The organism is Escherichia sp. MOD1-EC5189 (genome assembly GCF_002966045.1).
Taxonomy (GTDB): Bacteria; Pseudomonadota; Gammaproteobacteria; order Enterobacterales; family Enterobacteriaceae; genus Escherichia; species Escherichia coli_F.
In genome coordinates this window covers 23779-42016 of the sequence record NZ_PTRX01000012.1, presented here as the reverse complement: position 1 = coordinate 42016, position 18238 = coordinate 23779, and the positions used below count along the sequence as shown (strand labels likewise).

The following is an 18238-nucleotide window of genomic DNA, read 5'->3' as shown; positions in this document are numbered from 1 at the left end:
TTTATTAAAAATATTTTAATAAACGGTAATGTTGATCATATTTTCAAATGAAAATCCTCAGTAAGCTGCCGGCCCTTTTTTACTCTTTCAGGAGTGTATTATGGCAGCTTCAACCTTTTTTATTCCTTCCGTGAATGTTATTGGTGCTGATTCATTGAATGATGCAATGAATATGATGGCAGATTATGGATTTACCCGTACCTTAATTGTCACCGACAATATGTTAACGAAATTGGGTATGGCGGGTGATGTGCAAAAAGCACTGGAAGAACGCAATATTTTTAGCGTTATTTATGATGGCACCCAACCTAACCCCACCACGGAAAACGTCGCTGCAGGTTTGAAATTACTTAAAGAAAATAATTGCGATAGCGTGATTTCCTTAGGCGGTGGTTCTCCGCACGACTGTGCAAAAGGTATTGCGCTGGTTGCAGCTAACGGCGGCGACATCCGCGATTATGAAGGCGTTGACCGCTCTGCAAAACCGCAGTTGCCGATGATCGCCATCAACACCACGGCGGGTACTGCATCAGAAATGACCCGTTTTTGCATCATCACCGATGAAGCACGTCACATCAAAATGGCGATTGTTGATAAACATGTAACTCCGCTGCTTTCTGTCAATGACTCCTCTCTGATGATCGGTATGCCGAAGTCACTGACCGCTGCAACGGGTATGGATGCCTTAACGCACGCTATCGAAGCGTATGTTTCAATTGCCGCCACGCCGATCACCGACGCTTGCGCACTGAAAGCGGTGACTATGATTGCCGAAAACCTGCCGTTAGCCGTTGAAGATGGCAGCAATGCTAAAGCGCGCGAAGCAATGGCTTACGCTCAGTTCCTCGCGGGTATGGCGTTCAACAATGCGTCTCTGGGTTATGTTCATGCGATGGCGCACCAGCTGGGCGGTTTCTACAACCTGCCACACGGTGTATGTAATGCTGTTCTGCTGCCACACGTTCAGGTATTCAACAGCAAAGTCGCTGCTGCGCGTCTGCGTGACTGCGCTGCTGCCATGGGCGTTAACGTGACAGGTAAAAATGACGCAGAAGGTGCAGAAGCGTGCATCAATGCCATCCGTGAACTGGCGAAGAAAGTGAATATCCCGGCAGGCTTGCGTGACCTGAACGTGAAAGAAGAAGATTTCGCGGTACTGGCGACCAATGCCCTGAAAGATACCTGCGGCTTTACTAACCCGATTCAGGCAACTCACGAAGAAATTGTGGCGATTTATCGCGCGGCGATGTAATCATCATTCCCACAATGGCTGGCTAATTGTCAGCCATTTTTTCAACTCTCTCAAAATTTGCGATTTTTGAGAGAGTTTTAGTTATCTCTGTAATCCTTGCCCGTAAATTCGTGATAGCCGTCGTAAAGCTATCACCAGCTGGCGAAGATTTCGCCAGTCACGTCTACCCTTGTTATACCTCACACCGCAAGGAGACGATCATGACCAATAATCCCCCTTCAGCACAGATTAAGCCCGGCGAGTATGGCTTCCCCCTCAAGTTAAAAGCCCGCTATGACAACTTTATTGGCGGCGAATGGGTCGCGCCCGCCGACGGCGAGTATTACCAGAACCTGACGCCGGTGACCGGGCAGCTACTGTGCGAAGTGGCGTCTTCGGGTAAACGAGATATCGATCTGGCGCTGGATGCTGCGCATAAAGTGAAAGATAAATGGGCGCATACTTCGGTGCAGGATCGCGCGGCGATTCTGTTTAAGATTGCCGATCGAATGGAGCAGAACCTCGAACTTTTAGCGACGGCTGAAACCTGGGATAACGGCAAACCCATTCGCGAAACCAGTGCTGCTGATGTACCGCTGGCGATTGACCACTTCCGCTATTTTGCCTCGTGTATTCGGGCGCAGGAAGGCGGTATTAGCGAAGTGGATAGCGAAACCGTGGCTTATCACTTCCACGAACCGTTAGGCGTGGTGGGGCAGATTATCCCGTGGAACTTCCCGCTGTTGATGGCGAGCTGGAAAATGGCTCCCGCGTTGGCGGCGGGCAACTGTGTGGTGCTGAAACCCGCACGTCTTACCCCGCTTTCTGTACTGCTGCTAATGGAAATCGTTGGTGATTTACTGCCGCCGGGCGTGGTGAACGTGGTTAACGGCGCTGGTGGGGAAATTGGCGAATATCTGGCGACCTCGAAACGCATCGCCAAAGTGGCGTTTACCGGCTCAACGGAAGTGGGCCAACAAATTATGCAGTACGCCACGCAAAATATTATTCCGGTAACCCTAGAGCTGGGCGGCAAGTCGCCAAATATCTTCTTTGCTGATGTGATGGATGAAGAAGATGCCTTTTTCGATAAAGCGCTGGAAGGCTTTGCACTGTTTGCTTTTAACCAGGGCGAAGTTTGCACCTGTCCAAGCCGTGCTTTAGTGCAGGAGTCTATCTACGAACGCTTTATGGAACGCGCCATCCGCCGTGTCGAAAGCATTCGCAGCGGTAACCCGCTCGATAGCGTGACGCAAATGGGGGCGCAAGTTTCGCACGGGCAACTGGAAACCATCCTCAACTACATTGATATCGGTAAAAAAGAGGGCGCAGACGTGCTCACCGGTGGGCGGCGCAAGCTGCTGGAAGGCGAACTGAAAGACGGCTACTACCTCGAACCGACGATTCTGTTTGGTCAGAATAATATGCGCGTGTTCCAGGAAGAAATTTTTGGTCCGGTGCTGGCGGTAACCACCTTCAAAACGATGGAAGAAGCGCTGGAGCTGGCGAACGACACGCAATATGGTCTGGGGGCTGGTGTCTGGAGCCGCAACGGTAATCTGGCCTATAAGATGGGGCGCGGCATTCAGGCCGGGCGAGTGTGGACCAACTGTTATCACGCTTACCCGGCACATGCGGCGTTTGGTGGCTATAAGCAGTCGGGTATCGGGCGCGAAACCCACAAAATGATGCTTGAGCATTACCAGCAAACCAAGTGCCTGCTGGTGAGCTACTCGGATAAACCGTTGGGGCTGTTCTGATGTAAGAAGCTGGTCGCATCGGGTATTCATTGCCTGATGCGACGCTTTCGCGTTTTACCAATTCAAATGTCTACGTCTTGAATGACTGAATATTGATTGAACTTAATTACGAGTCTCCTCACATCTTTTCAACAAGTTACTGCACACCGTTATTCTTCTTCCGAACGGCATTCCTGAGTCAACTTTATCCCCCTGACGGCCCATATAAATCGCGCTATCGTGATTGTTATTGCTAAATGTGTGTGTATCGTGTGTATAATCATGGAAGGGCAGGGATGTGAAAAGTGCAGACGTGATCGCCATCCTGAAGCAGCATGGCTGGGAACATATTCGAACCCGTGGTAGTCATCATCAGTTCCGCCACCCTGTTCATCCGGGTCTGGTGACGGTTCCGCACCCTAAAAAAGATATTAAGCCCGGTACGCTGGCGCAAATTGGGCGTCAGGCTGGTTTAACATTTTAAAATTTCAGGAGGCAATATGTTTTATCCCGCCTATATCCACAGTGATCCTGACGGCAGCGCCAGTGGTTTTTTCCCTGATGTTCCAGGCTGTTATTTTGCTGGTGATACGCTGGACAACGCTTTCCAGGATGCGCGAAGTGCACTGGTCGCGCACTTCGAAACCTTATGCGAGATGAATGAAGAGTTGCCGCTTCCAGGCTCTGTGGAAACACATCTGGTCCAGCGTGCGCAGGACTTTATTGGCGGGCAATGGTTGCTGGTGGATATCAATATGAATCAGTTCGAAGGTCGGGCTGAACGTATCAATATTACGATGCCGAAAAGATTACTGAACAAGATTGATACCTACGTGCGCAATAACCCAGACTACGCCAACAGAAGTGCGTTTCTGGCGGAAGCTGCCCGGCGTGTATTGCCGGGCGTTTAATCTCGCGTTTCGATGGTTAGCGGGCGGACCAGGCTGTACAGCCACAGACCAAAACAAGCGATGGTGCCAATCACCACGGTGAGGAACACACTGACTGACAGGCCTGCAAGCAATCCCGCAGGCAGGGCCAGCAGGCCGTGGATCACGGTGTCGTTCCATCTCACCTGATCGTAGCCAAACATGCCTAAAATGCCGCAAACCAGACCGTAAATCACCATTGGTGTTCCGAGGCCAATCAGCAATAAACGGTAGATAATTGAAGGTTTAATACGCTTTATCTGTACTGTGGATGTTTTACTGGGGTTATTCATTAGTTTGGTCAATAGTTCCATTATTTCAATATGATAAACCTCGACCTGTTGAAAAGCCAGGTAGCACACTTCAGAAAGTATATAAAAAATAATATGTCGTTATATAAATAAGGAAATTGCACTGCATCATGGCATTTCATAATATGCGTTAATTGTTCTTTTTTATATTCTCTGAGGGAAATATGTTCCTGGACTATTTTGCACTGGGAGTGCTTATTTTTGTATTTCTGGTGATATTCTATGGGATTATTATTTTACATGATATTCCCTACCTGATTGCTAAAAAACGTAATCATCCTCATGCCGACGCCATTCATGTTGCTGGTTGGGTGAGTCTTTTTACGCTGCATGTTATCTGGCCATTTTTGTGGATTTGGGCCACGCTTTACCGCCCGGAGCGGGGATGGGGAATGCAAAACCATGACTCCTCCGTTGTGCAACTACAACAGCGTATTGCCGGGCTGGAGAAACAGCTCGCCGACATCAAATTCTCTTCTGCCGAGTAATACTTATGGATTTACTGATTATTTTGACCTATGTGGCTTTCGCATGGGCAATGTTTAAGATCTTCAAAATTCCTGTAAATAAATGGACCATTCCCACCGCGGCCCTGGGTGGCATATTTATTGTCAGCGGTCTAATTCTGTTAATGAACTATAACCATCCGTATACCTTTAAAGCGCAAAAAGCGGTTATTTCTATTCCTGTTGTCCCGCAGGTGACAGGCGTGGTGATCGAAGTGACGGACAAGAAAAATACGCTGATTAAAAAAGGTGAGGTGCTATTTCGACTGGACCCGACGCGTTATCAGGCGCGGGTGGATCGGCTGATGGCGGATATCGTTACCGCAGAACATAAACAGCGGGCGTTGGGCGCAGAGTTAGATGAGATGGCGGCGAATACTCAGCAGGCAAAGGCCACGCGGGATAAATTCGCTAAAGAGTACCAGCGTTACGCACGCGGCAGCCAGGCGAAAGTAAACCCGTTTTCAGAACGCGATATTGATGTGGCGCGGCAAAATTATCTGGCGCAGGAAGCCTCCGTAAAGTCATCGGCGGCGGAACAAAAACAGATCCAGAGCCAGCTGGATAGCCTGGTGTTGGGTGAACATTCTCAAATCGCCAGCCTGAAAGCGCAGCTCGCGGAAGCAAAATATAACCTTGAGCAGACGATAGTGCGTGCGCCGAGCGATGGTTATGTGACCCAAGTGCTGATTCGTCCGGGTACCTATGCCGCATCGCTGCCGCTACGTCCTGTGATGGTGTTTATACCCGATCAGAAACGACAAATTGTGGCGCAGTTCCGTCAGAACTCCTTGCTGCGACTGGCTCCCGGCGATGATGCGGAAGTGGTGTTTAATGCTCTGCCAGGTAAGGTATTCAGCGGTAAGCTGGCAGCCATTAGTCCAGCTGTTCCCGGCGGAGCTTATCAGTCGACCGGCACCTTACAGACGTTAAACACAGCACCGGGTTCAGATGGCGTTATCGCGACCATTGAACTGGATGAGCACACTGAGTTGAGCGCTTTACCAGACGGTATTTACGCCCAGGTGGCGGTTTACTCTGATCATTTCAGCCATGTCTCGGTGATGCGCAAAGTGCTGTTACGCATGACCAGTTGGGTGCATTACCTTTATCTCGATCATTAATCTTCGCTTTCCGCCGCTTGTTCAGGCCGCAGTTGCTGCGACTGAGCAAGCTGGTGGCGAATTTCACGCAGCATTTCATCCAGCACATACTGGACCCGCCAGGGCTGGTATTCCCGTTTACGGAAGATAGCCACCAGATCCAGCCACCATTCATACGGTTGCTGAAAGCAGGGCACCAGCGTGCCGTCTTGCAGGTCGCTCTGCACACTTTTGTCTGGCGCAAACACAATCCCCAGGTGATTTCGTGCCAGCTCCAGCGCCGATTGCGTGTTGTCGCAAACGTAATTTCCCTTCACGCGATAATCCCGCACCTCTTTACTCCCGGCGACGTTGAAGCGCCAGATATTCGCGTCGTCGATCATCATCGAGTCGATCAAAATACAGGAGTGATGTTCGAGTTCGTCAGGACGGCTAATGGGATGTTTCTCAAGATAGCGCTGACTGGCATAAGCGGTTACGGCATATTGCGTAATAAAACTGGCAACCAGCGATTCATCTTTTGGTGGAGCATAGCTGATTAAAACATCACAATCATCGGGAAATTCGACACCTTCATAAAAGGCATTACGCTCAAGATTGCAGGTTTTTAGCGATAAGGTGATATCACCGATATCTTTAATTTTATCGATAACATGTTTGGATAAATAGGTAATTATGCCGGTTGGGGCGTAGATGGTGACCCGACCACGTTTCTCATGCTTATAATCTGCAATAAAATTATTAAGTTGCTCGTTTCTGTCCAGCATGTCGTTGATGTACGGTAACAGCGCGGTACCAAAAGGTGTGAGCATCAGCTGCCGGGTGGTTCGGTCAAAGACTTTTAAACCTACTTTTGATTCAAAATCAGCAAGATATTTGCTGACGTTGGCCTGTGCGAATCCAAGTACAGTCGCGGCATGGCTGATATTTTCACTGGCAGCGATTACCGAGATAATTTTTAACTCCCGGTACTTAAGTTGTAATTTTGTCATCGCAACAGCCCAATTATATATAATTTTATATATTACTATATAAATATGAATCTTGCACCGGAGAAATTGTAAGCATTATTATGCCGACTCTTTTTTATCTTATTTTAAAATGGAATACCGGACATGTTAATTAACCGCAATATTGTGGCGTTATTTACGTTGCCTTTTATGGCAAGCGCTACTGCTTCTGAATTATCCATTGGTGCTGGTGCAGCTTATAATGAATCGCCTTATCGTGGTTATAATGAAAATACAAAGGCAATTCCGCTGATTAGTTATGAAGGTGATTCTTTTTATGTTCGTCAGACCACGTTAGGTTTTATTCTGTCGCAAAGTGAAAAAAATGAACTTAGCCTGACCGCATCCTGGATGCCGCTGGAATTTGACCCTGCAGATAATGACGATCATGCCATGCAACAGCTTGATAAGCGTGATAGTAAGGCTATGGCGGGGGTTGCCTGGTATCACCACGAGCGTTGGGGAACCGTGAAAGCCTCTGCGGCTGCGGACGTTCTGGATAACAGCAACGGCTGGGTGGGGGAGCTATCGGTATTTCACAAAATGCAGATAGGTCGCCTGTCGCTGACACCTGCACTGGGCGTTCTCTATTATGACGAGAATTTCAGTGACTATTACTATGGCATTTCAGAGAGTGAGTCCCGTCGTAGCGGTCTGGCAAGTTATTCCGCGCAGGATGCCTGGGTGCCCTATGTCAGCCTGACGGCAAAATACCCGATAGGAGAGCACATCGTATTGATGGCGAGTGCCGGATACAGCGAGCTGCCGGAAGAGATTACCGACAGCCCGATGATTGATCGTAATGAGAGTTTTACCTTTGTCACCGGCGTGAGCTGGCGTTTTTAATTTACCGGTGGATGTCGGTGCGGCTGGCCTACGCTCTCGCACTGACCTTCAGGCTTGATAAGACGCGTTAAGCGTCGCATCAGGCAATGTGCACCCTACGTTGGATGCGGCGCGAGCGCCTTATCCAACCTACGGATGGCAATGCTTTTCCTCATTCACCCAGATCCGCATTTCGCCTTCACCCCGGTTAGCCCAGCTAAACCACGGGATAAATGTCAGAGTTTGCGGCTGGCGTTTGGCTGGCGCGCTGTCGTAATGCCACAGCGGTTGCTGCTCTGGATTGCTCTGTTCATACCGGTAACCCGGTGCCTGGATTAAGATCTTATGGCGGAACAATCCATTACCTTCAAATGTCGTAAATGGCGCATCGGCGGGCAGCCACAGGTTATGCAGTGACTCGCCGTTGTCGGCCTGTTCCAGGCAATACACCAGCGGGCCGCGCTGAATCGCCACTTTTCCGGCGACGTGACGCACCAGCGGGTTACCGTAAACGCGACGTATCGGCATTGGCAAAGTCAGATTCAGCGTGTCGCCCTCCTGCCATTCGCGGGTAATGTGCAAATACCCTTTACGAATATCCTGCTCGACCTCTTCCCCATTCAATGTAATCTGCGGCTGTGTGCACCAGTCCGGCAGACGTAAAGCCAGCGTATGACGCACCGGCTGGGGCGATTCAACCGCAATTGTCACCTGTTCCTGCCACGGATAGTTTCCGCTAACCCGCAGACGCAGCGTGCCATTTTCTACCGGCACTTCCATGCTGTTTCCTGCGTAGATGTTGATATACAACGCATCTTCACGCGGCGTGTAGAGATAATGACCAATCGAGGTTAGCACGCGGGCGATATTTGGCGGACAACAAGCGCAACCAAACCAACGCTGGCGGATCGGCTTAACGTGATCGTAGATATGGTTGAATTTCAGCGATTTTGGATGTACTTCCAGCGGATTCACATAGAAGAAATGTTTGCCATCCAGCGCCATGCCGCCGAGCACGGTGTTGTACAGTGCGCGCTCCATCACATCGGCATATTGACTGTCGCCTTCCATTTCCAGCATTCGCCGGGCGAACATCATCAGGCCGATGGAAGCACAGCTTTCGGCGTATACCGTGTCATTCGGCAGATCGTAATCGCTGCTGAACGCTTCGCCGCTGCTTTGTGAGCCAATGCCGCCGGTAATATATAACTGACGCTGGGCCATATTGTTCCACAGCCGCAGGCAGTCCTGACGCTTGCTTTCATCGTGACTTAAACGCGCGAGATGCGCGACGCCGGTCATCAGGTAGACAAAACGTACCGCGTGACCAATGGCGGTTTGCTGCTGTGCGATGGGCAAATGTGCCTGGCTGTAGGCTTTGTCTTTCACCATCCACGCCGGGCCGTAGGTGTGCCAGTGCGAGGTCTGCCCGCGCTTTTCATATTCCTGGTCGTAATAGTGCGGTTGCGCACCACGCTGTTCGACAAAATAGTTCGTCAGCGCCAGGTAGCGCGGCTCTTCGGTCACTTCATACAGGCGCATTAGTGCCAGTTCAATTTCCGGGTGACCAGGATAACCGTGTAACTTACTTTCACCTGGACCAAATACGCTGTCGATATGATCGGCCAGACGGCAAACCACTTCCAGCAAGCGCCGCTTGCCCGTGGCCTGGAAGAAGGCGACTCCGGCTTCAATCAGATGACCGGCGCAGTAAAGTTCATGACACTCCGCCAGATTGCTCCAGCGTTCTTTGGGCGCTTTTACCGTAAAGTAAGTATTGAGATAGCCATCTTCGCACTGGGCGGAAGCGACCAGTTCGATTACCTCGTCAGCAGTTTTTTCCAGTTCGGCATCCGGCTTCTGGCACAGCGACCAGGCTACCGCTTCCAGCCATTTGGCGACGTCGCTGTCCTGAAACACCATCCCGTAAAATTCACCGTCTTGCAGTCCTGCGGCAATGCGAAAGTTTTCAATCGCATGGCTGGGTTCCGCTTCTGGGATACGATCGTTCAAGGCATCCCACTGATAAGGAATCACCACGTCGCGGACCAGTTGTTGGTACTGACCGAGGAACGGATCGCTGACCGTCAGTTTATGCAGATCGACTTCCGAAATGTTCATCTTGTGCTCCTTAAGGCTGTACATGACGCTGACGCAGGTCGCTAGCAATGCGTGACATCATAGGGTTATTGAGTTTGCAAAAGCGGATCGCCATCGCCAGCAGCAGGTGGAACAGCGCAGGCAGCAATGTTTCCATCGCCGCGATCCCGCCAAGCGAACTGGCGGTCTGGTTTTCCACGCCTGGCTGGTAGGCGACAAAAATAAACAGCAGGCTGATGATCCCGGCGCTGGAGGCCCAGGCCAGCTTGATGAAAAACAGATTGAAGGCGAAGTTCATGCCGGAAGAACGTACGCGGGTTTTCCACTCGCCGTAGTCATCGGCAAAGGCCATCAATGAGAAGTGCAATGGCAATGTGAAGCCAAGAATCACGCCATTACCAAGGATCACCGCCAGCCACAGCGTTTGATAAGCCGGGCCAGAAGGCAGGAACCACATCAACACCGCCAGCGCGGCGAGGAGCAGGTTGGTGTAGTAGTAAATTTTGACGGTATCGAAACGTCGCGTTAACGGGCTGACAATCACCGAGCCGATAATGGAGGCGAAGGTGACCATAGTGAAGAACAGCGACGTGTAGCCCGTACTGCCTTGTAAGACGTAGGTAATGAAGTACATATACCCACCGCCGCGAATATTAAAGACGTTAATCAGCAGGAAAGACATGACCAGCATCAGCAGCAGTTGGTCGTTGTTTCGCAGCCCGGCAAGATGTTCGCGCAGGGTAAATTTCCCCATTGTGGAGAGTGGCACCCGTTCACGAACCCAGAAGAAACAGCACAGGAACATCACCACAGCGATGGCGCACAGCACGCCGACGCCCAGTTGATAGCCGCGCGCGGCATTACCCTGACCGAAGAGATCTACCATCCACGGCAGGCCAACCGAAACCAGAAATCCCGCTACGCCGCAGAGAACGAATCGCCAGGACTGGCAGGAGATCACTTCATTGTGGCGGGTGGTCATGGTGTTGATCAGCGCGCAGTACGGCACGTTGATGGCGGTATAACCGACTGAAAGGAGCAGGTAAGTGCCGAACGCCCAGGCGATTTTTACTCCCATGCTGGCATCTGGCACGGTGAACGTCAGGATGCCGATAATGCCGATGGGAATGGCAATCCACAACTGCCACGGACGAAAGCGCCCCCAGCGACTTTGCGTCCGGTCGGCAATGACGCCCATCACCGGGTCGGAGATGGCATCAAACACGCGCAGTGCAATAAACAGCGTGCCGACCAGCGCCGGAGTTAAGCCAAAAACGTCGGTGTAGAAAAAGGTGAGAAAGTTCATGATCAGGCAAGTTATTACGGTGCCGCCTGCGTCACCCAGGCCGTAGCCTATTTTTTCCCGTACAGATAACGCATCGTCAATTTTACCTTTAGCGATATCAGCGGTAGTAATCGGTGTAGAGGTCATAGATATTCCTCGTGCATAGGGAGCAATTTTTAGTTTTATTGAAATGACATGATTAATTCTGCCGTGAACGGGAATATCAACAAGGCGAGAAAAGAGTAAAAAAAGGTGACGATTCCGACCTGAATTTAAAAGTGTGAATTGGATCAGGTGAAATTAATGTTTTTGATTAATAATCAAAAGGTAATGTGTTTAATCATTAATGAATAAGCGGGAAATTACATATCAATGCTCGAATTATCCATGACGTTACCGATTAAAGTGCAAAATGGTGGATTATTTATTTCCCGTGGCGTAGGGAGGCATCCGGCAAGGCGGCTGGAGTCATGGGAAATTATCTTTGTCGAAAAAGGTCGATTAACGATTCAGGAAGAAGAGCAGATATTTCAGGTTGATGCGGGAGAGAGTTTATTGCTCTGGCCGAACCGACAGCATGTTGGGGTAGAGGATTTTCCCGCCGATCTCAAATTTTACTGGCTGCATTTTGAGGTTAAAGCGCCGGATAGCGACCCGCGCTGGCTCACTCATCTTAGCGTGCCGCAACAAACGAAGGTTGCCGATCCGCAGGCGCTGGTGGCCCTGTTTCGCCAGTTCTTAAGCGAACAGGAAAAGCATCAACGCACTCCGGCGCTGGAGTTTATTGTGCTGCTGATTTTGCAGCAACTCACCCGTGACGCGCGTCTTGATGAACAGGCCGATGCCGCAGGTACCACGCTTGCCTGGAAAGCGCAGAAACTGATCCGCACGCAATATCATCGCCCGCTTTCCACTGCGCTTTTAGCCCGCGAGCTGTACTGCAATGCCGATTATCTTGGGCGCGTCTATCGGCGGGTGTTTCATCTGACGTTAACAGAAGCAATCCACCGCCAGCGGGTGCGCGAAGCCGAAAAGCTGTTAATTAGCGAAGCGCGATCGCTCACGGAAGTGGCGGCGTTGTGCGGGTTTAATGACGTTGGCTATTTCCGACAGATTTTTCGCAAACACACCGGTTTAACGCCAGCTGCGTGGAAGCGACGTTACAGTAAGGAACATATCAATTCGTAGTGCCGGGGCAATGAAGCCCCGGTCTGAGAGATTACTGCCCGTAATAGGCATTGGCCCCATGCTTACGCAGGTAATGCTTATCCAGAAGTTCGTTTTGCATCGCAGGAAGCTGCGGCGCAAGCTGGCGCGAGAACAGGCCCATATAGGCGCACTCTTCGAGTACCACGGCATTATGCACCGCATCGGCGGCGTTTTTACCCCAGGCGAACGGGCCGTGAGAATGCACCAGCACCGCCGGGATTTGTGCCGGACTCCTGCCACGTTCTTCGAAGGTTTCAATGATCACTTTGCCGGTCTGGTATTCATACTCGCCGTTAATCTCCGCTGCGGTCATCTGTCGCGTGCAGGGGATTGCGCCATAGAAATAATCGGCGTGCGTGGTACCCCAGGCGGGGAGATCCAGCCCGGCCTGCGACCAGATGGTGGCGTGGCGCGAGTGGGTATGCACAATACCGCCAATTTCTGCATAGCGACGATAAAGCGCCAGATGCGTTGGCGTATCGGACGAGGGCTTTTTGCTACCTTCCACCACCTTGCCGCTGGCTATCTCAACCACCACCATATCGTCGGCGGTCATCACGTCGTACTCGACGCCGGAAGGCTTAATTACCATCCATTGCCGCGTCTCGTCTACCGCACTGACATTGCCCCAGGTAAACGTCACCAGATGGTGAGCGGGAAGCGCCAGATTTGCCGCCAGTACATCGGCTTTCAGTTGTTCTAACATATAAATCCGGCCTCCTGCATACGCGCTTCAATCCAGCGCCGTGCCTGAATAATCTCCAGCACCGGCTCTTTGGCTTTTTCGGTCCACATCTCAATCAGAAATGATCCGCGATAGTTCAGTTCATGCAGCGTTTTGAAGATACCAACGAAATCGACGCAGCCTTCGCCAAATGGCACATCACGGAACTGTCCGGGGCTATGCTCGGTCACTGGCTGGGTATCTTTCAGGTGGATCGCGGCGATACGGTCAATGCCCAGTTTCAGTTCGGCGGGAACATCATTGCCCCACGCGCTAAGGTTGCCGACGTCCGGGTAAACAGTGAACCACGGCGAAGCGAGTATCTCGTCCCATTTTTTCCATTTGCTGATGGAGTTCATAAACGCGGTATCCATAATCTCCACCGCCAGCATCACCTGCGCGGCGGCTGCCTGTTCAACCGCCCACGCCAGCCCTTCGGCAAAACGTTGCTGCGTGCCTTCGTCATGGGCTTCGTAATAGACGTCGTAGCCCGCCAGTTGAATGGTGCGAATACCGAGATCGCGCGCCAGACGAATTGCTTTACTCATGATCTCCCGTGCTCGCTGGCGTACCGCGTCGTCACGGCTACCAAAGGGAAAACGACGATGTGCGGACAGGCACATCGACGGGATCCCAACGCCCGTTTCGATCATCGCGGCAACCAGCGAAGTCCTTTGTGCGGCGCTCCAGTCAAGGCGCGACAGTCGCTCGTCAGTTTCATCCACCGACATTTCGACAAAATCAAAGCCACAGCTTTTCGCCAGCACCAGCCGCTCCGGCCAGGAGAGATCTTTCGCCAGTGCTTTTTCATAAATCCCTAACGGATGATTACGCACGTGCGCCTCCCCAGATAGCGTCGATTTGCGCATGGAAGTCGGCAGCTACCTGTGCCGGATTTGCTGCGCCTGCCAGCGCCCGCCCGGCAATAAACGCTTTCACGCGGATATCTTTAAACAGCGGCAGGTCAGCAGGCGTAATCCCGCCGGTAATGGAAAGCTCAAGGCCGATATCGGAAAGCGCCTTCATGCGTGCCAGATCGGCTTCGCCCCACTGTTGCCCGCTGGCTTGCGCGTCACGGCCACGATGATAAATGGCCTGCCGCACGCCAATACGATGCCAGTCGCGGGCGTCGTCCAGCGTCCAGTTACCAAAAAGCTCTATCTGGATTTCACCACCGCAGCTTTGCGCCATTGCGTGGCCTTTTTCTACCGTCGCGAGCGGCGCAGCGCAGATGATGGTCATCCAGTTAGCGCCTGCGCCAAACGCCTGTTGCGCGAGCGTTTCACCAGCATCGGCGACCTTCCAGTCAGCAACGATGATTTTGTCCGGGCACTGTTCGCGCAAGGCTTTCACCGCGCCAAGCCCTTCGTTTAAACAGAGAATGGTGCCCGCTTCGACGATATCGACGCTGTCTTTTAACAGCGTAACGTCGCGCTGTGCGGCTTCAAGTGATGAGTGGTCGAGGGCCAGTTGCAGAAGTGGTCGGCTCATAATGTGTGCTCCTTGATGCGGGCGTGAAAGCCCTGAAGTGCGGCAATGAGATGCTGATAGCGTTGGTATTTTTGTTGGTAAAGCTGATGTGCGGTCATATCCGGCAGCAGGGTGCGTACTGGGTGCTGTAAATCACGTTGGGCTTCGCTGAAATCGCGATAAACTCCGGTGCCGACGCGGGCGGCAAGTGCCGCACCAAAGCAGCCGGTTTCTTCCACCTGCGGCAGTTCGATACGCAGCCCGCTGACGTCCGCCAGCATTTGCATCCAGACATCGGAATGCGCCGGGCCGCCAGTGACGCGCAGGGTGTGCACATCAGTAAAACGTTCGCGCATCCGGTTGAGATGGGTCATATGGCTGAACACCACGCCTTCATAAATGGCCTGCAACAGGTGTGCGCGGGTGTGAATGGCCTGCATCCCGTAGAAACCGCTGGTCATCTCGAGTCCGGCGTTGCTGCCGTACAGGAACGGCAGGAAAAAGAGATCGCCACCGGCTTTCGGTAAGCTGGCAACAGCCTGGTTGATCTCTGCAAACGAGATTTCTCCCCACTGCGCGGTAAACCATTCGAGATTGCCGGAAGAGGTAGGGCTGGCTTCGTGAACGATAAATTCACCGTCGTTAACGTAGCGGCCATAGACATACGGATGCGCTTCACCGCCACCTAAACCGCGGGTTATGCCGCTGGTCACCGCCCAGGTCCCCATCACCGCATTGAGGGTAAATTCGTCTTCGATTCCGGCGCAGAGTGCGGTAGAAACCACATCAAACAGGCCGCCGACAACGGGCGTACCCGCTTTCAGACCGGTCAGTGCGGCTGTCTGAGCGGTGATTTCCCCGCAGATTTCGGCAGATCCAACAACAGGCGGCAGGGCGTGATTGATTTCACTGATCCCCAGCCAGTCGGTGAGGCACGGGTCATATTCCCCGCGACTCATGTTGTAGAGATTGGATTCGGAAATATTGCTCTCTTCGCAGCCTTTGACACCGGTTAAACACCAGCGCAGGTAGTCGTGCGTCATCATCACGCAGCCAATTTGCGCGTAGCGTTCTGGTTCGTGCTCTTTCAGCCAGCGTAACAGCGACACCGGATGCCCGGTCCACAAGGTTTGTCGGGTCAGCGGGTAGAGTTTTTCCGGGATGCTATCTTCCTGCCAGCGACGAACGATTTCCATCGCCCGGCGATCCGAGGACAAAATGGCGTTACCGAGCGGCTTGTCGTTTTTATCCAGCAAAAACAAGCCCTTTCCCTGTGCGGAGATACCGATGCCGACAATTTGCTCCCCGCTAACGCTGGAATGGGTAAGCAGGGAGCGAATGACAGCCATGCAGCATTGCCACAGTTCTGCCATATCGCGCTCTGCCCAACCTGGCTGCGGGCTCAATGCGCACAGCGGCAGGCGCTGCACGCCTGCCTCCCGGCCTTCGCGGTCATACAGGCCGGCTTTTAGCCAGCTTCCGCCACAATCTAACCCCAGCCAGTATTGCGTCATGATTTATTGCACCTCATCCACGGCTTTCAGCAGGTCAGCGCCCTGCGGAACATCTTTTACAAACATGTCGCGGACCTGAGTACCCAGTGCGTCGCTAAAGGCTTTGCGATCAAGTTCGGTGATGACTTCTACGCCCGCGTCTTTCATGCCATCGATGATTTTTTGCTGATTTTCGGCGACCAATTTGCGCTGGTAATTACCCGCTTCTTGCGCAGATGAAATTAGCGCTTGCTGGAACTCCGGGCTTAAGCCATCAAACTTCGCTTTGTTGATCACCACCAAAAGCGGGGAATAGGCATGGTGCGTCAGAGAAAGGTACTTCTGCACTTCATAAAATTTTGCCGACCAGACGACGTTGATGGGATGTTCCTGAGCGTCGATAGTGCGTGTTTCCAGTCCGGTATAGACTTCGGCAAACGGCATCGGGATAGGGTTAGCGCCAAATACTTTAAATGCGGCGATATTCATCGGGCTATTGTTGGTGCGTATTTTCAGCCCTTTCAGGTCGGCAGGTGTTTTAACTGGCTGGCGTGAGTTGGTGACATCGCGCCAGCCGTTTTCCCAGTAGGCCAGTACTTTCAGTCCCTTACCTTCAAGGGAGGCCTTCAGTTCATCGCCGACTTTGCCGTCGAGCGTTTTATGCGCGTGGGCGGTATCGCGGAACAGGAACGGGACATCAAGCAGGTTCATCACTGGTGATAATCCGGCAAAGTTATTCGAGCCAGACATCTCCATATCAATAGTGCCGCCACGCACGCCGCTGATCATCGCTTGCGCGTTGCCGAGAGTACTGTCCGGGAACAATTTTAATTTCAGCTCACCTTTGGTTCTCTCCTGTAATAATTCATTAAATTTTTTCGCTGCAATATGTTGTGAGTCGGTTTGTGAAGTTTCATAACCGAAACGTAATGATTGTGCCGCCAGCGAAGACGTACTGAATGCAGCGAGGCCAGCAATGAATAATGCGTAGGTTACAGAGCGTAATTTCATTATATTTTCCTTTTAATTAATCCATTTCAACGGGAGGATGATGAGATCGGGAATAAAAACAAATAAGGCTAATAAGGAATATAAAACCAGGACGTAAGGGAAAACGCCTCTGACTGCATCATCGAATTTGAGTTTTGCCACCCCTGAAATAACGTTAAGCACATTACCGATAGGCGGTGTAATTAAGCCGATTGAGCAATTGATGATAAACATGACACCGAAATAAATCGGATCGATTCCTGCCTCTTTAACTAAAGGCATTAATACCGGGGTAAGAATTAATACCGTCGGCGTTAAATCCATGACCATGCCGACAATCAGGATAGCCACCATAATGACGATAAACAGCAGACGCGGTGAATCGACCAGCGGTTGCAGTAAATCAGAAACCATCATCGGCAGTTCAGCAATGGTGATCAGCCAGGCGGAAACTTGTGCCGAGGCCACCAGAAACATCACCACTGAGGTCGTTTTCGCTGCGCCAATAAGTACATGCCAAAGTGTGGCGAAGGTCATTTCACGGTAAATAACTGTGGCGACAAACAACGCATAGAAAGCAGCAACGGCCCCGGCTTCGGTAGGGGTAAACAGACCGGAGCGAAAGCCGCCAATAATAATGACCGGAAGAAATAGCGCCCAGATACCGGAAACAAAAGATTGCCAGATTTCTCGTTTCGTTGCTTTTTGCTGACGGGGTAAATTAAGACGACTGGCCTGCCACCACCATGTGAGCATCAGCGTTGCGCCCATCATAATGCCTGGGGCAATGCCCGCCATAAACAACTTACTGATGGATAATCCGCTGGAAACACCGAAGATAATAAACGGAATGGAAGGGGGAATAATTGGCGCGATAATCCCGCCAGAGGCAATCAGCCCCGCAGCACGGTTGACCGGGTAGTTAGCGCTGCGCATCATCGGCACCAGTAGCGCGGCAACGGCGGCGGTATCCGCAACAGCAGAACCGGAAAGGCTCGCCATAATCATAGCCGCCAGCACGCCGACGTAGCCCAACCCGCCTGGTTTATGCCCCACCAGTTTCATCGGCAGGTCAACAATGCGTTTTGATAAGCCGCCCGCATTCATGATTTCACCCGCCAGTACAAAGAACGGAATCGCCAGCAGGGAGAAGCTGTCAGCACCGTTTACCAGCGTTTGCGCCATGATCTGGACATCAAACATATCCAGCCAGAACATAAGCGCCGCCCCGCACAACAGTAGCGACCAGGCAATAGGCAAACCGATAGCAATGCCACCCAACAGGCAGCCCAGAAAAATCAGCACAGCCATGA

18 protein-coding genes are annotated in these 18238 nt (G+C 51.8%); 8 read left to right on the top strand and 10 right to left on the bottom strand.

Features of this window, described 5'->3' with window-relative positions; genetic code table 11:
- The first annotated feature begins 100 nt into the window (after positions 1-100).
- The 4 genes from yiaY to ATB02_RS12435 all read left to right on the top strand — a co-directional run bounded on the left by yiaY (position 101) and on the right by ATB02_RS12435 (position 3881).
- On the top strand, positions 101-1252 hold the full coding sequence (gene yiaY / locus ATB02_RS12455; RefSeq protein WP_105271666.1) for an L-threonine dehydrogenase: 1152 nt from the start codon (positions 101-103) through the stop codon (positions 1250-1252).
- 200 nt (positions 1253-1452) lie between these two features.
- Complete coding sequence (gene aldB, locus ATB02_RS12450; RefSeq protein ID WP_000183978.1) at positions 1453-2991, top strand: aldehyde dehydrogenase AldB; 1539 nt, start codon at positions 1453-1455, stop codon at positions 2989-2991.
- 277 nt (positions 2992-3268) lie between these two features.
- Positions 3269-3454 (top strand): type II toxin-antitoxin system HicA family toxin, encoded by a 186-nt coding sequence (locus ATB02_RS12440; RefSeq protein ID WP_000833473.1) that lies wholly within the window; start codon positions 3269-3271, stop codon positions 3452-3454.
- A 16-nt stretch (positions 3455-3470) separates the two neighbouring features.
- Positions 3471-3881 carry a type II toxin-antitoxin system HicB family antitoxin gene (locus ATB02_RS12435; RefSeq protein ID WP_000499744.1) on the top strand — a complete coding sequence of 137 codons (411 nt, stop codon included), beginning with the start codon at positions 3471-3473 and terminating at the stop codon, positions 3879-3881.
- Here ATB02_RS12435 and ATB02_RS12430 read toward each other — a convergent pair.
- Positions 3878-4192 carry a hypothetical protein gene (locus tag ATB02_RS12430; RefSeq protein WP_123059847.1) on the bottom strand — a complete coding sequence of 105 codons (315 nt, stop codon included), beginning with the start codon at positions 4190-4192 and terminating at the stop codon, positions 3878-3880. The genes ATB02_RS12435 and ATB02_RS12430 overlap by 4 nt on opposite strands.
- A 182-nt stretch (positions 4193-4374) precedes the next feature.
- On the opposite strand from ATB02_RS12430, the gene ATB02_RS12425 reads away from it, so the two are divergent.
- Together ATB02_RS12425 and ATB02_RS12420 are read left to right on the top strand one after the other, a co-directional pair.
- Entirely contained in the window at positions 4375-4698 is a 324-nt protein-coding gene (locus ATB02_RS12425; RefSeq protein WP_105271664.1) for a DUF3302 domain-containing protein, read from the top strand.
- Positions 4699-4703: 5 nt separating this feature from the next.
- Positions 4704-5840, top strand: a complete 1137-nt coding sequence (locus tag ATB02_RS12420) for an HlyD family secretion protein (protein WP_000364885.1) — start codon at positions 4704-4706, stop codon at positions 5838-5840.
- Here ATB02_RS12420 and ATB02_RS12415 read toward each other — a convergent pair.
- Complete coding sequence (locus tag ATB02_RS12415; protein ID WP_000164020.1) at positions 5837-6811, bottom strand: LysR family transcriptional regulator; 975 nt, start codon at positions 6809-6811, stop codon at positions 5837-5839. The genes ATB02_RS12420 and ATB02_RS12415 overlap by 4 nt on opposite strands.
- A 123-nt stretch (positions 6812-6934) precedes the next feature.
- Between ATB02_RS12415 and ATB02_RS12410 the strand changes: the two genes are divergently transcribed.
- Positions 6935-7675, top strand: coding sequence for a MipA/OmpV family protein (locus ATB02_RS12410; RefSeq protein WP_105271663.1), 741 nt, complete (start codon positions 6935-6937; stop codon positions 7673-7675).
- A gap of 129 nt (positions 7676-7804) precedes the next feature.
- Here ATB02_RS12410 and ATB02_RS12405 read toward each other — a convergent pair whose 3' ends face one another.
- Positions 7805-9775 carry a glycoside hydrolase family 127 protein gene (locus ATB02_RS12405; RefSeq protein ID WP_105271662.1) on the bottom strand — a complete coding sequence of 657 codons (1971 nt, stop codon included), beginning with the start codon at positions 9773-9775 and terminating at the stop codon, positions 7805-7807.
- 10 nt (positions 9776-9785) lie between these two features.
- Entirely contained in the window at positions 9786-11186 is a 1401-nt protein-coding gene (locus ATB02_RS12400; protein WP_000204811.1) for an MFS transporter, read from the bottom strand.
- A gap of 225 nt (positions 11187-11411) precedes the next feature.
- Between ATB02_RS12400 and ATB02_RS12395 the strand changes: the two genes are divergently transcribed.
- Positions 11412-12227, top strand: a complete 816-nt coding sequence (locus ATB02_RS12395; protein WP_105271661.1) for a helix-turn-helix domain-containing protein — start codon at positions 11412-11414, stop codon at positions 12225-12227.
- Positions 12228-12258: 31 nt separating this feature from the next.
- Here the strand turns inward: ATB02_RS12395 and araD are convergent, their stop codons facing one another.
- The 6 genes from araD to yiaN are packed head-to-tail and all read right to left on the bottom strand — an operon-like array spanning position 12259 to position 18236.
- Positions 12259-12954 (bottom strand): L-ribulose-5-phosphate 4-epimerase, encoded by a 696-nt coding sequence (gene araD / locus ATB02_RS12390; RefSeq protein ID WP_000893136.1) that lies wholly within the window; start codon positions 12952-12954, stop codon positions 12259-12261.
- Positions 12948-13808: an L-ribulose-5-phosphate 3-epimerase gene (locus tag ATB02_RS12385; protein WP_002431801.1), complete on the bottom strand. Its 861-nt coding sequence runs from the start codon at positions 13806-13808 to the stop codon at positions 12948-12950. The genes araD and ATB02_RS12385 overlap by 7 nt, the downstream gene beginning before the upstream one ends.
- Positions 13801-14463 (bottom strand): 3-keto-L-gulonate-6-phosphate decarboxylase UlaD, encoded by a 663-nt coding sequence (gene ulaD / locus ATB02_RS12380; protein ID WP_105271660.1) that lies wholly within the window; start codon positions 14461-14463, stop codon positions 13801-13803. Before ulaD ends, ATB02_RS12385 begins: the two co-directional genes overlap by 8 nt.
- On the bottom strand, positions 14460-15956 hold the full coding sequence (gene lyxK / locus ATB02_RS12375; RefSeq protein WP_105271659.1) for an L-xylulokinase: 1497 nt from the start codon (positions 15954-15956) through the stop codon (positions 14460-14462). The genes ulaD and lyxK overlap by 4 nt, the downstream gene beginning before the upstream one ends.
- 3 nt (positions 15957-15959) lie before the next feature.
- Positions 15960-16946 carry a 2,3-diketo-L-gulonate TRAP transporter substrate-binding protein YiaO gene (gene yiaO, locus ATB02_RS12370; RefSeq protein WP_105271658.1) on the bottom strand — a complete coding sequence of 329 codons (987 nt, stop codon included), beginning with the start codon at positions 16944-16946 and terminating at the stop codon, positions 15960-15962.
- Between the two features lie 12 nt (positions 16947-16958).
- Positions 16959-18236: a 2,3-diketo-L-gulonate TRAP transporter large permease YiaN gene (gene yiaN / locus ATB02_RS12365; protein WP_000279617.1), complete on the bottom strand. Its 1278-nt coding sequence runs from the start codon at positions 18234-18236 to the stop codon at positions 16959-16961.
- Positions 18237-18238: the final 2 nt, after the last annotated feature.